We start from the raw sequence: 13,601 nt of genomic DNA on the forward strand, positions 1-13,601 counted from the left end.
GATTTTCGATTTAAAAGTAATAATAGCCGTTTCTTTGCGATGGCTACTATCACGGGAATGGCACACAACGTTACGTATATGAGCTGTGGCGTGTCTCGTCACGGACAATTGCAAACAATCACTAGCATTGGAAAATCCGCTCCCGATAGCTATCGGGATTCTAAGTAGGCTAGAACTAGCAATAAATTATATACGGCTTTAGAATTATTTTAACAGTTCTTAATAATCTCTTTATAGATTTTATTAGATTTGTTTTGATTACAAAATAATCACTATTTGTGAACCAGCTAAAATTTAATTTTATGAATATAGACGAGATGAACAAACAGGAAATGTTTGAAAAGATTTTCAAAGAGCATATGAAAGTTGAGACTTATTCAAAATCTATTGAAAGCCTATTTAGCATTAGATCAAAAAGTAAAATTGATTTCGCTCCATACTACCAAAGGAATTATGTTTGGGACTCTCACAAGGCTACATATTTTATTGAAAGTATATTAATGGGTACGGAAATACCACCGTTAATTTTCTTTAATAGTAATGATTCAATAGAAGTTATTGATGGAAGGCAAAGGTATGAAACTATTTTAAGGTTTATGAATGGTGAATTTTCACTAACGAACAAAGGTCTAAACGTTCTTAAGCAGTTGAAAGGACTTACTTGGGATAGCTTAAGTAAAAAACACCGAGATATAATAGACGTTTTTTCTGATGCTAAGATTAGAATAATAGAATTTCGATTGGTTAATACACCTCCTTTAGATGTTCTACTTCAAGATAAAGTTAAAAAAGAAATATTTTCTCGGTACAACTCTGGAATTACTCCTTTAAAAAAGGATGAAATTGATAATGCAATTTATGACAATGACGACTTATCCAACTTCTTTAAACAACATTACAAGGATAATTTAAAAGATAAGGAACTTGTATTTAGAAATTTCTTTAAACAACCCGTTAATCCAGTTATAGACTATCCAGCTGCGAAAATAATGTCATTTACAAGAAGATCACTGGTCTTAGCATTGTATCCTATTAATTATTATGTTAGAGGAACTGGTAGAACAAATATTCTGTCTAAACTTTACGAGTATTTTTCCGATGCCAATATAGAAAATCAGCAAGCTGTACTAAAAAAATATTTTGAAAAAATAAAATTTCTTAATAAAGTCAGAAATTATTCTAAGGAAAATGACTTAGATAATAATCGGCTAGCGCTGGAATGTTTTTTGTGGGGACTTAATATTTTGGATTTAGAAGAAATTGATTATAAAGATACTAATGAGTTCATTTCAGAAATTGCAAATCATATTAATGATAATATAAGCTATTACACTTTAGTTGATTATAATTTTTCATCCGAAGTTATGTCAAGATTTCTCAGTACATCAGACTTTCTCTCCGAAAAATTTAATATCTCATTTGATAAGTATATAACAGCTGATGACAAAACTAAGAAGAAGATTAAGGAATTTAGTAAACCTGAAGAAAGTACAACAAGGTTAGCCGAATTAGAATCTCTACGTTTATCAAAACCAGAGCCAGTAAATAATTCTATTGATGACATTATGAGAGTAATGACGCGAAGAAGATATATGATTAGGCCATCTTATCAGAGAAAAGAAGTAATAAATATTAATAAGGCTTCTGCAATCATTGAAAGTATTTTATTAGGCATAAAACTACCTCCAATTTTTGTGTTTAAGAGAGCAGATGGGGTAAATGAAGTAATCGATGGACAACAACGTTTACTTACATTGTTAGGTTTTATTGGTGAAGATTACCTTGATGAGAACAACAATTTGGCGTCATCCAAGAATCATAAATTTAAACTACGAAAACTGAGAATTTTAAAAGAATTAAATGGAAGTGCATATACAGATTTAACGGAAGACGAAAGAAATAAAATTTTAGATTTTCAAATTTATGTCGTTGAAATCGATGCACTACAAAATCCATACTTTGACCCAGTTGATTTATTCATAAGATTAAACGATAAGCCTTATCCAATACGTGAAAATTCGTTTGAAATGTGGAATTCTTGGGCTAATGTAGATATTATTGGTGAAATTAGACAATTGAAAAACTCCATTGATGAGTGGTTTTTTATTAAACAAATAAAGAAGGCTAATGATAGAGACAGAATGGAAAATGAAGAACTTTTAACATCGCTTTCTTATATAGAATATTATCGTGATTCGTCATCATTTCCTAAGACAATAGATGTTTATCAGAAAACTGATAGAATGAATTCAAGAATAAGTACTAAAGGTCGAATAAGCTCTTTAATGCTTCATATTTCTGAAGACGAAGAAGCATTAAAAAAGTTTAAACGTTCAATTAAAGATGTAAAAAATAATATTAAAAAAATTAAATTCGTATTAATCGATAGGGATGTCAAAAAAGAAGATTTAGCTGAATTTCTTAAAAATGAACTAGATTTTGTTTTTAGTGGAGGCAATGTAAGTAAAGGCTTTAGAAGAAGAATACAAGATTTTTATTTTTTGTGGATTCTACTAGAGAAGATAAACTTTGAAATGGTAAAATTTCATCGGTTAGCTATTAAAAAAGAGGTGACTGAAATTATTAGTTTTATAAAAAATATACCTGAGGAATTACAAGAAAATAATTTAGGATATAAGGAATATGTAGATAAAGTTAATTCTTTTCATAAAAAGTATAAAAAAGCAAAAAGAAAAATTAAACTAAATGAAGAAGAGAAATTAGATTTAATTAAAACACAAAGAAATAAGAGTTCTTTAAGTGATGCCCCAATTTTTTTGGGCGATGAAATAGAAGTCGATCATATTGAGCCTCTTTCTATTGGTGGTGATGATATTATGGAAAATTTAGGTATTGCGCATAAGAAAGAGAACCGTCAGAAAGGTTCAAAAATGAGCTAAGAATTATTTTTCCTGTTGCATTCAAATGTCTTGTCCTGAAATATGGCTACAGGTTAATCCCGATAACTATCGGGAGATTTACGCTGTTTTTAAATATACCATATTCGGTGTTTTATAGTCTAAAGATAAATGTAATCTTATTTCGTTGTATAAATTAATTGCATTTTTTGTTGCTCTCTTTGCGTGTTGTAGGCTATCAAAGGTCTGATCTAGATAGAACTCGTCTTTTAGAATTCCGTTTACACGCTCAGCCATGGCATTTTCGTAGCAATGATTTTCTTCTGTCATGCTAATATCGATGTTGTTTCTCTTTAAAATTTGAGTGTAAACATTGCTGCAGTATTGTATACCTCTGTCGGAATGGTGAATAAGTCCAGTAGTGTTTTTAGCTTGATACAGCGCCTTGTTTAAAGCTCTTTCGCAACCTTTTAGTTCCAGGCTGTTACTTATATCATATCCTACAATTTTTCGGCTGTACGCGTCTGTAATGAGTGCCAGGTAACAAAAATCTTTTATGGTTCTAATGTAGGTGATATCGCTTACCCAGACTTGGTTTGGTCTAGTTATTTCAACATCTTTAATGATGTTTTTGTACTTGTAGAACCTGTGCAATGAGTTTGTTGTTCTTGAGCTGTATTTCTTTCTAAGTGTGAGCATATTGTGTTTTCTAAGTATGTTGAACAAGGTGTCTCGTCCTAAAATACGTCTACAGGTTATTGATTAAAATTAAGCTGCATTTTTGTGTACGTTATTAGGTGTTTTATAGTTTAAAGATAAATGTAATCTTTTAGAGTTATATAATTTGATTGCATTTTTAGTTGCTCTTTTTGCTTCTTCCACGCTGGCAAAGGTCTGGTCGAGATAAAATTCATCTTTAAGGATTCCATTTACTCTTTCTGCGAGTGCGTTTTCATAGCAATGATTTTCTTCGGTCATACTAATTGCTATTTTTTTCCGCTTTAGTTCTTTTGTGTAGACATTGCTGCAATATTGGATGCCTCTGTCTGAGTGGTGCGTTAGGTTTGTAAGTCCCTTATTGTGGTACATAGCCTTTTTTAAAGCCCTTACACAACCGGTAAGTTCTAAACTATCACTCAGGTCGAACCCTACTATTTTACGCGAATACATATCTGTTAAGAGTGCCAGGTAGCAAAATCCCTTAATAGTTCTGATGTATGTTATATCCGCAGCCCACACTTGGTTAGATCTATTGATCACAACATCTTTTATGATGTTTTTGTATTTGTAAAATCTATGATGCGAGTTGGTTGTTCTGGACGAATATTTTTTTCGCCGTATCAAGAGCTCATTGTCTCTGAGGATCCTCAATAACTGGTCTCTACCAATCTTGATGTTGTGTCGTTCAAAGTCAGTTTTCAGTGATCTCATTAGCTTTCTAGCACCTTCTCTTGGTAGGGTTCTTCGTCTTTTATGAACTATTTTCAACACTTGGTATTCTATTCTTATTCGCTTGACATAGCGTTTTTTGTATTTATAAAACGCATCACGAGTTAAGTCAAATCCCTTGCAGATAGCAAGGATGCTGAAGGATCTTTCTATTGGATTGTTTTCTATAGTTTCCATTAGGGCTTGATGTTTAGTTTTTTTTTAAGTTCTAAAGCATCTTTGTAGCCTAATTTCTTAGCGGCCACTGTAAGGTAACTATCATCTATAAGTTTATCTAGATCCTTCTTAATAAGAAGTTCCTTAAGCTGTTTAAGCTCTTTTTGCAGGGCTTTAATTCGGATAAGTTCATCATCTGTTTGCACGAGTACACGGGTGTTCATTAAATCTTTACGATTGTACTTTTTAATCCATTCATTAATGGTACTTGGCTGTATGCCATAGAGCAGTCCTACTTGTCTTTTAGAGTGATTACCCTTGGAGAGTTCATCAAGAACTTTGAGTTTAAAGCTTTCGCTGTAACGTCTTACATATCCGTCATTTTTATACATATACATTTGTTTTAGTGTATACATATTTCAGGACGGGTCAAAATGTGTGGCAACGGTTCTCGGCTTTACGAGGTAGCAAGTATTGAGCGCTAACTTTGAAACGAAGCAGAAATTTCAAATATAATACAAAAGTTTAAATCGAAGACGTTCGCCCGCTATCTTGCAAAACCGATGTTACAGGCTGGCCATCATTCAACGCTATATCTTTATTTTTACGGTTCACTGTATTTTTATTTTTTTAGAGAGGGAAAACAATATTTATTTGGGTAGTGAAGCAAGCTCTTTTGCAATTTTTGGTTTGTGTGTTGACTTCTGCGAAACGAAGTTCACGAACACCAAAATGAAATATAAACCCGTGAGTAATTGCATATGTGCTTGCTGGCGTTGCTTATTTCTTTTTTTTTAGAGAAATTAGTAAACCAACTCCTACAATAACATCAATAATATTCCATAAAGTCCTGCCTAAACTTATTTTTAATAGAGGCTGAAATAAAATCGCCAATACGATGTATATAATCATTTCTGTTTGTTTATCTTCTTTATGTGCTTGTAATGCCAAGATACCAAAACCGACTAAAGCAAGAAATCTGACGAATTGATAAAACCCATAGGGCATATCAATTAAACATAGAAAGAATAATATCGCCAAAATTATTTTTATTGTTTTGCTTTCCATTTTTATTTCTTTTTCTTAAACAAAATATTTAAAATAAGGTTTCCTAACTTACGCTCAACTCCAATTTTTGAGGTAGGGATTCCTGTTTTACGAGCAAATTTTTGCTTAACAGAGGTTATACCTAAGGCTCTTTTCCAAGAAAAGGAAAATCCATACTTCTTTTTTGCCATTTCTTTATTTATTATATCTCCATTCCATTTTGCTTAACAGGAAGGTGCTTTTGCTTAAATTCTTCAATCTTTTTGCGTGCAACTTCGTCTTGTGCTTTTGCAATTTCCGTTAATAAGCTCCTATGCAAATCATTTTCGATTTTGGTTCTTTCTTTGATTTGCTCTTGTTCAGCTAAATCTTCTATTTCTCTTAATCTTTGCTGCTGTTCTAAATATTTAGATGTTTTTTGTTCTAAGTCTTTTCTGATATCCTCCTCTTTTCGATAAATAGCCCAATCATAAGCACCAACTGGAGTCGCTATTTTAGCAACAGTAGGTAATATCTCGATTGTGAAAAACAATATGCGTATTAACCATAATAGAAAAAATATTGTTGCACCTTCGGGATCATATTGAGTTACCTTTTTAAATTTTTGAGGCGTTTGTGATACTTCAGGGTTTTCAGATTCGTTTAGTTCGTTGTTATTGGTTGAGGTTTCAATAGGTATAAGAACCTCCTTAGTTCTTTTAGCTGCATCCTCCAAAACCATAAAATTAAATACGAAACCATTTTGATTTTTAACCAATAACGAATCAATCTGATTTCTTGCACCCGTAATATTATCATCCGCTGTTCTTTCTTTATTACGATTCTTTGCTTTATCATCTAAAAGTTCCTTCTCTTTTTCGGTTAAATTCTCTCTCCAATCCTTTATAAAATCATCTTTTTGCTTTTGTAAAGCATTTAAACTTGCTTGGTCAAAAGCATTAAAGTTCTGCGTAGCTTGGGTTGCTTCATTTCGTCTTATTTCCCAAGTTCTATATTGACTTGAATTAGTGTTTTTCTTATAGATACTGTCTCTTGAATCAAAATAAGTAGGAATTGCAGACCAAGCATTTTGCCTTGCTGTAATTGCAGAATTCATTTTGGTTCTTAATGCTTCCTTTTTAGCTATTTTATTGTTTAAATCTCCCTTTATATGGTCAAATGCGGGATTGTTTTGTGGTTCAGTAAATTTACTTTCTTCTTGTACTTCTGTTAGGTCGTTATCAATTCTTTGTCCTCTATTCAAAATATCATCAATACTTTCAATTGTCTTTTGATTTCCTTGAATGGTCATAATTTTATTTTGAATAAATTCAGGCTTATGGACTTCTATATTATCCTTAAATATTAATAGTTCTAAAGGAATTGAAATAACAAACGCTATCAAAAGTGCCAAAATAGCTCTTGTAATAAATGCCATCCAAAAATTTTGTTTCTTTTTAGTCGGGTCTTTCTTTAATGTAATAACCATACTTCGGTCAATACTAAATATTAGAGTTGCCCAAATAAGCCCAAATATAATTGCTGATATCCAACTTTCTCCAAAGAAGTAGCCTGCATAGCTACCTGAACAAAAAGCTAAAAAAGATGTCATAAAGATAGTGAACCCTATTCCTGCTTGTCTATTGTAATCAGTAGGGCAATCCTTTAATACGCTAATTTCTGCACCGGATAAGAGCCAAAAAAAGTATTGTATCTTTGAGTATTTATATTTGTTAGTTGAATCTTTCTTCATAAATTTTTAAAATAGATTGATATACCGATTTTCTATCTCTTAGTATTAGAAAATAAGGTGCGATAGATATAAATAAAACCATTGTAAAAATGGCTAATGAGAATATCAAGATTATTGTTCCTTCCGATTCTGAAAACCAAGAAAGATAAAGCCCGTAAGGTCTTAAACTAAATTGCTCCCAAAAACCCAAATTCATTTTCCCTTTAATTAATAAAAGTTGATAAAGAGTCTGGTTCTCAAATAAAAAAAGAATAAAAGGTAAAGAAACAATTGCCGAAAAAATAAGTTTAAAAAAACATATTAAAATTATGGTCCCCCAGCTTAAATACCGATGAATAAATTTTAAAAGAAACTTTGACCAAAAATTGAAAATAAAAACATTAATTATCCCTAATGGAACTCCAAAAAATAGCCAATCAATTTTAAAAACCGAAGAAAAGGCTATTGTAGAAAAAAATGCAATGATAAATTGAAATGCCAATAAAGCACCAATGCCCGCTATTTCATTATAATGAATAGAGCAGTATTTCATTATAAATGCTTTATAGCCACCAATTTCCCAAAGCCTTTTTTGCAGTAAACTATATTCCAATTTTCCTATTAGTTTTAAAGATTTTAGAAATAGAACTTTTTAGACTAAATCCATTATTAGGCTTCATTGTTTTCTCAAAATCCAATTCTGATTTCGATAAAATGGAATTTGATATATTTTGAAAGTCTAAATCAAATGTTGGTATCAATTCCTTGCTGTTAGGAATTATATTTTGAATACGGGGCATAGAGGGTAAAGCCTGAACTTCTATTTCAAGTCTTTCTTGTGCTGTGAACAAATCATTGCTTGCTTTTAAAAATAAAACTGTGTTTCTTTTAGGTTTAAGTTTTAAATCTGTTTTTCCTGTAACATCAATGTCAGACTGATAATTGCTTGTTAAGGTTAATTTAGAAGCATTTTCTACCTCCCAAGAAAGAGTAATGGGTAAGCTTTCTACAACGAAATTTAAATTAGATTGAAATGAATTTATTTTTACTAGTTTAAAAACTTCAACGGTTAATTCTTTTTCGAAAGTTGTTTTGCCGTCTAATGCGGTTGCCATTAGTTTATAGAGAGTAGTTTCATTTGGAGATATCGTTAATTCTCCTTTTTGCTCAATAGATTCTGTATTGCCGATGGATATTATTTCGACTTTTTTAGAATTTAAAACTTCCCAATTCAATTGTGTTTCTTTGCCATATTCCAATTTTCTATGTTGTGAAATGAAGGCTTTTATTTCAGGTAAAGGAAAAACAGTTATTAGAATTTCTTTTTCTATTTTACCAAAAGCATTCTTAGCTATGAGTGTAAGTTTGCTTAGATTTTTAATCTTAATTTCACGAGCACCTTTATTACTAACATAACCGATTTCAGTTATTTCAACTTCATCAGAGTTACTAACAGACCAAGATATTTCTACTTCACTTCCTATAAGTGCCTCTTTTTTATTAATTGAAAAAGATTCTACAACAGGAGGGGAAAGATAGTTTTCAAAAGGCTTTAGATTGAGATAATTTAATTCTTTTATATAAAGGTCAAGGACACGAACTAATGATTTAACTGAATTAGATAATTGGTTTAGCTCTTTGTAAATAGTAGACTTTTCAAAATTTTTGAAATCTGATTCACTAAATAAAAGATACTCGGTATCTTTAACCTGGTATTTTTCCCATAATTCAGGTTTTTCAATAAGAGCAAGAATAGAGAGGTAAATTACTAGCTCTGAAAAATAGTCTGATTTCAGTGAGGCTTTTGATGTTTTGAAGCGTGATAAATGTTGGTAGCCTTTTTTGCCTGTGACCAACTCTTTTTTTCCTTCAATATCGGGAATACAGATGGAGTCATAATCAACTAATTTTATATCCCCGTTTTTGTCTATCATTAGGTTTCCGTGCTGTAAATCTCCGTGTGAAATTTGATTTTCATGCAAGGTTTGGCACATCTTCAAGAAATCATCCGCAAAAGTTTTTAACTTCTTTTTATTTTTTAAATTCTGATCAATATATTCTTTTAGCAATAAGCCCTCGATCCATTCCATTCTTATGGTATCTACAAGAGTTCCATTGACTAAAAGAGCTTTTTCATCATATATGAAATCTGCAAAATAAGGCAACCTCTTTTCACCTAAATATTTAGAAATTAGCTGAAAACGGGTTTTGTTTTCACCTATAGGAACGTGCCAAACACGAAACGCCCATTTTTTATTATTATGCAATAATTGAAAAACCATATTGAAGCCACCTACATACGAAAATGGTTTACCGTTTGAATTTATTCTTGCTATCGCTCCGTTAAGCTCTGGAATCTTTAAAAATAAATCTAAATTCTTTATTGCAGTAATAATACCTTGAGTGCTTATTGTCATATGTCTCAAAATTTATTTAAGATATCTTGAGCAGAATTACTCTTGCTTATTTTAGTTGTTTCTAAAGGTTTTTTGTCCCATTTTTTCATTATTCTCTCAATCGGTAGGAGTTTAACTTGATTGTTCTCCACAGCAAATCCATATTTAGGTTTTATGCTTTCAAATTTATTAATAAAGCGTGAAGTAGTTTGTGGTTGATTATTTATGATTATAATATTTTCATCATTAAATCTAGCTTTATAAGTCCAATTATACGAGCCTGTTATAACCGTTTCATTGTCGATTATACAAAATTTATTATGCATTAATTTATCTCTTGAGCCATCGGATAACTTTCCGATATAACCTACATATCCATTGTGTTGGAGTAATTTTTTAAAGTCAACTTTGGAATTTCTATTAAATTCGTGGTTGGCTATAATGATGGATACTTTTATACCTTTTTTTTGAACGTTTAGGATAGTGCGATAAATTTCAACATCCGTAAACCAAGCAACGCAAATCTTTAATGATTTTTGAGCCTTTGAAATTTCATTGATAATTTCCTCGTGGATATTTTCAAAATAAACCTCTGTCATTTTTAAAATTTGTCTGTTATATTTTTTGCGTCAGGAGTTTTTATTTCTTTTCTGGAAGGTGGATTGGGTTGTTTATCCCATTTGTCCATTATGTTTTCTTTTGTAACCTCCATTTTATCTACTAACAGATTTTCTAAAGGTTCTAAGCTTTTAATGTCATTAATTTGTAATTGATTAATTAGTTTTTGAGTTAGGTCAATAATGTCAGAGTTTCCTGAATTTATAAGGTTATTGATTAATTTAGATTGGTTAGGATTGGCAAAATCGTCTCTTGAGAAAAGAATATCTTCTGTTTCATAATAATTATCCCACAAATCAGGTTGGTTCTCATAAACAAGCAATGAAAGATAAATTACCAATTCAGAAAAATAATCGAGTTTTGAATTGATAAGCCTATTGTTTTGGCGAGCAGGGTGCTGGTACCCTGGCAATCCTTTTATTGTGTCAGTCATTCCTTCTAATGGTGAAATATACATTGAATCATAATCGATTACTTTTACATTTCCATCGCTATCAACTAATATATTTCCGTGTTGTAAGTCCCCGTGAGCAATGTTTTCTTGATGAAAATACTGCACCATTCCTTGAAAATTCTTTCTTAAAGACGTTATTAATTGCGGTTTGCTAAAAATGTTGTCATTAATAAATTCTTTTAATGGTTTCGCATCGACCCAATCCATAACTACAATTGGATAAATTTTACCATTTATCAATATTGCATCATCTAAATATTTAAAGTCGCAGAAATATGGACTATTTAGTCTGTCTAAATAACCCGATATTTCTTGACTTCTTTTTTTAGCGTCACCAATATCTGCAATCCAACAACGTATGGCTACTTTCTTAGAATCCTTTGTGTGAAATGGAAAAACAGTAGTATATCCACCTGAATATTGTATAACTCTGGAACCATTTTGAATAACCGAACCTCCAATTAGTTCATCCACTTTATAACTTACCTGCGGATTTTTCATTGCGGTAACAATATCAGTCCTTGATGGGTATTTGTCTGCCATAATTTAAAACTTATCAATTATGGATTGAGGCCTTTCTTCGTCTCCATCCTGTTTTTTCTCGTTTCTTGTTTGAGGTTTCTCTTTTTCCTCTTCCTCTTTTTTGGGTTCGTTTTCCTTTATGATAGAATCGGTGTTTTCAATTTGATTTTCAATTTCTTCTTGTGATTTGTTGTTTTCCTCTTCTAACTCTGAAATTTCTTCATGATTCTCTGGAGTCTCTGGTTCTGTATCTTTTTGATTAATTTCTTCTGAGACAGAACTTAAACTGGAAGATATTTCTAATTTTTCTTCGTCTTCTTTTTTTTTCTCCTCCTTTTCAATCTCCTTTGATTGAATTTCAATTAAATTCTTTAAGTTGGAAACTTCTATTTCAGAAAATGATACTTTTTGTTTTCTTGTATTCGATACTTCAATAATCAATAGAGCACTGTCATCATTATGAAGTCGATTTGCTTTTCGTTCATTATCAATAGTCTCTAAAAATTGTTCTTGGTTTTTGATATTCTCAATAGTTGTAATAGCATTTTCTATTCCTTTACCTTGTAGAAACCATTCGGCTAGAGCATCAGTCATTAAATAAAATGTTCCATCTCTTAATTCTTGCCCCTTGATTTTTCTGCTATTTCCTTTATGTGAGTCACCAATGCTTGATAAGTAATCAGGATAATTGTCAAAAACGAAAGGCTCATCTTTACTTGATAGCTTTATCGCATCTTTATCAAAATCTTGACAGTCTTTGGGAACAAAAAATAAGAAACTATCACCCAATGCTTGTGCAATCCATTTTTTTTCTTTGGGAAGGAATTGTAAACCTACAAAAGTCGCTAATCCTGGTGTTTTTCTATTATAGGCGTTTCTTGTAAAGTACATTGTGTCAGGAGATTTGACAATTTCATCTACTTTATTTTGCCAATGTTCTTGGCTAGAAAGGATAAAATCTTCTTCTTTCCACGTATCTTTTTCTACATATCTTTCTACTAAAATTCGTGACCAAAATTTAGGGAAAAATGAGCGAGAAACGCCATCAGAAATAGCAAATTTGAGATTTTCTGTACTGAAAGCATAGTGATCTGCGCAATCAGAATACAATTCAGATTCTTTGCTGGTTATAAACCCCTTTAGTTTTATCTTCATTAAAAATTGAATGAAAAGGTTAAATAATTCTGTCTGTACCTCCTGAAGAACCGAAGTTTATAAACTTAATTAATGTTTCTGGTCCTGCATTGGATACGAACCCTCTTGAATCTGCTCCTACTTGGAAATCGTGTTTTCTAGCGGCTTCCTTATAACTATCGGGAACCTTACTTGAAATTTCAAATAATACCTTTGCCTCATCATAAGGAAGATTATTTGCATTTTCTTCAAAGCTTATTTCTTGCCCACCATCTCCAATATGAATGTTGAAAATTAATGGATTCCCATCATCGGTATTTACGCTCATTAAATCCTTTCCAACTGTTATCGTTTTATTAGGTTCATCACCGTTATTTCCTTCATATGGTAAGCCATCAGAAATGTTAATGACAACTGGTGCAGGGTTTTCAGGCTTTTTACTAATCCAACCTTCAATAAGTTGTTTAGCAAATTTAAGAGCTTCACCCATAGGCGTTAGACCATGGGCTACAGGCTCAACAAAAATCGGCAATTCTTCGTCAATTTCAACTAGTCCACCCGCACCATCGGAGACTTTCTTTTTTATTTTTTCTAATTTTAAAGGACTATTAGAAAACTCACTTAGATAATCTGAGCGAATGTCATCTACCGAATTCCCACCGCCTCCACCATATCCGATTAAGGAAATAAAAACTCTATCTTTAACCTTATCACCATCCATATTGGTATTGATGATTTCGTTAATAGTGCGATTTATTACTAACGCTGTAAATTCTGCTTTTGTTCTACCATCAGCATAATCTTCGGACATTGAACCTGATTGGTCGATTAGGAATATGATATATCCTGGGTGTGCCGAACTCCATTGTTTTGAATTGTTACTCATATTTATTTGGTTTTAAAAATTCACTGTTTTTTCTTCTTTTTAATTATTCATTTCTATTAATTGCGTTGCCAAAAAAAATAAAAATACATTTCTTCCATCATCTTCATTTATTCTGTTCGTCTGGCTTGCCTGTAAAGGTATCATGTATGAGCAGTTGGGGATTTTTATGCTTTGACTTTTCGGATTAGCACTTACCTTTATTTTATGTTTATACGTTCGTTTTATCACTTAATCCCCAATTTCTTATACACAACTTAAGTTTGATTTTTACTAAATAAGTTAATTTTAAGTATTAATCAGAAAGAACAAAAGAGCGGAGTAAGGTTACTATATACGGTGAAGCTTTAGACTTCGACAACATTGATAATCC

The 13,601-nt window shown here is 31.5% G+C and carries 13 protein-coding genes; 1 reads left to right on the top strand and 12 read right to left on the bottom strand.

Translation table 11 applies throughout. The annotated features are described in order from the left end of the window. Positions 1 to 302: 302 nt before the first annotated feature. Positions 303 to 2,900, top strand: a complete 2,598-nt coding sequence (locus tag H4O20_RS12515; RefSeq protein WP_185099474.1) for a DUF262 domain-containing protein — start codon at positions 303 to 305, stop codon at positions 2,898 to 2,900. A 78-nt stretch (positions 2,901 to 2,978) separates the two neighbouring features. Here the strand turns inward: H4O20_RS12515 and H4O20_RS12520 are convergent, their stop codons facing one another. The 12 genes from H4O20_RS12520 to H4O20_RS12570 form a co-directional block, all read right to left on the bottom strand. Beyond that, positions 2,979 to 3,617 carry an IS3 family transposase gene (locus H4O20_RS12520; RefSeq protein ID WP_368856698.1) on the bottom strand — a complete coding sequence of 213 codons (639 nt, stop codon included), beginning with the start codon at positions 3,615 to 3,617 and terminating at the stop codon, positions 2,979 to 2,981. A gap of 9 nt (positions 3,618 to 3,626) precedes the next feature. Beyond that, a complete protein-coding gene (locus H4O20_RS12525; RefSeq protein ID WP_185099463.1) occupies positions 3,627 to 4,484 on the bottom strand; it encodes an IS3 family transposase in 858 nt (285 codons plus the stop codon). Further along, positions 4,484 to 4,879, bottom strand: coding sequence for a transposase (locus tag H4O20_RS12530; protein ID WP_260402684.1), 396 nt, complete (start codon positions 4,877 to 4,879; stop codon positions 4,484 to 4,486). Before H4O20_RS12530 ends, H4O20_RS12525 begins: the two co-directional genes overlap by 1 nt. A 364-nt stretch (positions 4,880 to 5,243) precedes the next feature. Then, positions 5,244 to 5,531: a DUF6804 family protein gene (locus H4O20_RS12535; protein WP_185099464.1), complete on the bottom strand. Its 288-nt coding sequence runs from the start codon at positions 5,529 to 5,531 to the stop codon at positions 5,244 to 5,246. Between the two features lie 2 nt (positions 5,532 to 5,533). Next, positions 5,534 to 5,701, bottom strand: coding sequence for a hypothetical protein (locus H4O20_RS12540; RefSeq protein ID WP_185099465.1), 168 nt, complete (start codon positions 5,699 to 5,701; stop codon positions 5,534 to 5,536). Between the two features lie 11 nt (positions 5,702 to 5,712). Further along, positions 5,713 to 7,242, bottom strand: a complete 1,530-nt coding sequence (locus H4O20_RS12545) for a DUF4407 domain-containing protein (protein ID WP_185099466.1) — start codon at positions 7,240 to 7,242, stop codon at positions 5,713 to 5,715. Further along, on the bottom strand, positions 7,223 to 7,438 hold the full coding sequence (locus H4O20_RS14995; protein ID WP_221442848.1) for a hypothetical protein: 216 nt from the start codon (positions 7,436 to 7,438) through the stop codon (positions 7,223 to 7,225). The genes H4O20_RS12545 and H4O20_RS14995 overlap by 20 nt, the downstream gene beginning before the upstream one ends. Positions 7,439 to 7,823: 385 nt before the next feature. Next, positions 7,824 to 9,638 carry a protein kinase family protein gene (locus H4O20_RS12550; RefSeq protein WP_185099467.1) on the bottom strand — a complete coding sequence of 605 codons (1,815 nt, stop codon included), beginning with the start codon at positions 9,636 to 9,638 and terminating at the stop codon, positions 7,824 to 7,826. 5 nt (positions 9,639 to 9,643) lie between these two features. Further along, the gene (locus H4O20_RS12555) at positions 9,644 to 10,216 is read right to left on the bottom strand and encodes a phospholipase D-like domain-containing protein (RefSeq protein ID WP_185099468.1); all 573 of its coding nucleotides are present in this window, start codon (positions 10,214 to 10,216) and stop codon (positions 9,644 to 9,646) included. A 2-nt stretch (positions 10,217 to 10,218) separates the two neighbouring features. Continuing rightward, positions 10,219 to 11,232, bottom strand: coding sequence for a protein kinase (locus tag H4O20_RS12560; RefSeq protein ID WP_185099469.1), 1,014 nt, complete (start codon positions 11,230 to 11,232; stop codon positions 10,219 to 10,221). 3 nt (positions 11,233 to 11,235) lie between these two features. Then, positions 11,236 to 12,366: a hypothetical protein gene (locus tag H4O20_RS12565; RefSeq protein ID WP_185099470.1), complete on the bottom strand. Its 1,131-nt coding sequence runs from the start codon at positions 12,364 to 12,366 to the stop codon at positions 11,236 to 11,238. Between the two features lie 19 nt (positions 12,367 to 12,385). Then, positions 12,386 to 13,231, bottom strand: coding sequence for a vWA domain-containing protein (locus tag H4O20_RS12570; RefSeq protein WP_185099471.1), 846 nt, complete (start codon positions 13,229 to 13,231; stop codon positions 12,386 to 12,388). Positions 13,232 to 13,601: the final 370 nt, after the last annotated feature.

Source organism: Aequorivita sp. 609 (genome assembly GCF_014212065.1).
GTDB lineage: Bacteria > Bacteroidota > Bacteroidia > Flavobacteriales > Flavobacteriaceae > Aequorivita > Aequorivita sinensis.

Excerpts from the sequence above, each read along its gene's own strand:
- H4O20_RS12570 (WP_185099471.1), bottom strand. The coding sequence starts at position 13,231 with ATGAGTAACAATTCAAAACAATGGAGTTCGGCACACCCAGGATATATC.
- H4O20_RS14995 (WP_221442848.1), bottom strand. The coding sequence starts at position 7,438 with ATGAATTTGGGTTTTTGGGAGCAATTTAGTTTAAGACCTTACGGGCTT.
- H4O20_RS12560 (WP_185099469.1), bottom strand. The coding sequence starts at position 11,232 with ATGGCAGACAAATACCCATCAAGGACTGATATTGTTACCGCAATGAAA.
- H4O20_RS12545 (WP_185099466.1), bottom strand. The coding sequence starts at position 7,242 with ATGAAGAAAGATTCAACTAACAAATATAAATACTCAAAGATACAATAC.
- H4O20_RS12515 (WP_185099474.1), top strand. The coding sequence starts at position 303 with ATGAATATAGACGAGATGAACAAACAGGAAATGTTTGAAAAGATTTTC.
- H4O20_RS12540 (WP_185099465.1), bottom strand. The coding sequence starts at position 5,701 with ATGGCAAAAAAGAAGTATGGATTTTCCTTTTCTTGGAAAAGAGCCTTA.
- H4O20_RS12530 (WP_260402684.1), bottom strand. The coding sequence starts at position 4,879 with ATGTATACACTAAAACAAATGTATATGTATAAAAATGACGGATATGTA.
- H4O20_RS12525 (WP_185099463.1), bottom strand. The coding sequence starts at position 4,484 with ATGGAAACTATAGAAAACAATCCAATAGAAAGATCCTTCAGCATCCTT.
- H4O20_RS12555 (WP_185099468.1), bottom strand. The coding sequence starts at position 10,216 with ATGACAGAGGTTTATTTTGAAAATATCCACGAGGAAATTATCAATGAA.
- H4O20_RS12550 (WP_185099467.1), bottom strand. The coding sequence starts at position 9,638 with ATGACAATAAGCACTCAAGGTATTATTACTGCAATAAAGAATTTAGAT.
- H4O20_RS12565 (WP_185099470.1), bottom strand. The coding sequence starts at position 12,366 with ATGAAGATAAAACTAAAGGGGTTTATAACCAGCAAAGAATCTGAATTG.
- H4O20_RS12535 (WP_185099464.1), bottom strand. The coding sequence starts at position 5,531 with ATGGAAAGCAAAACAATAAAAATAATTTTGGCGATATTATTCTTTCTA.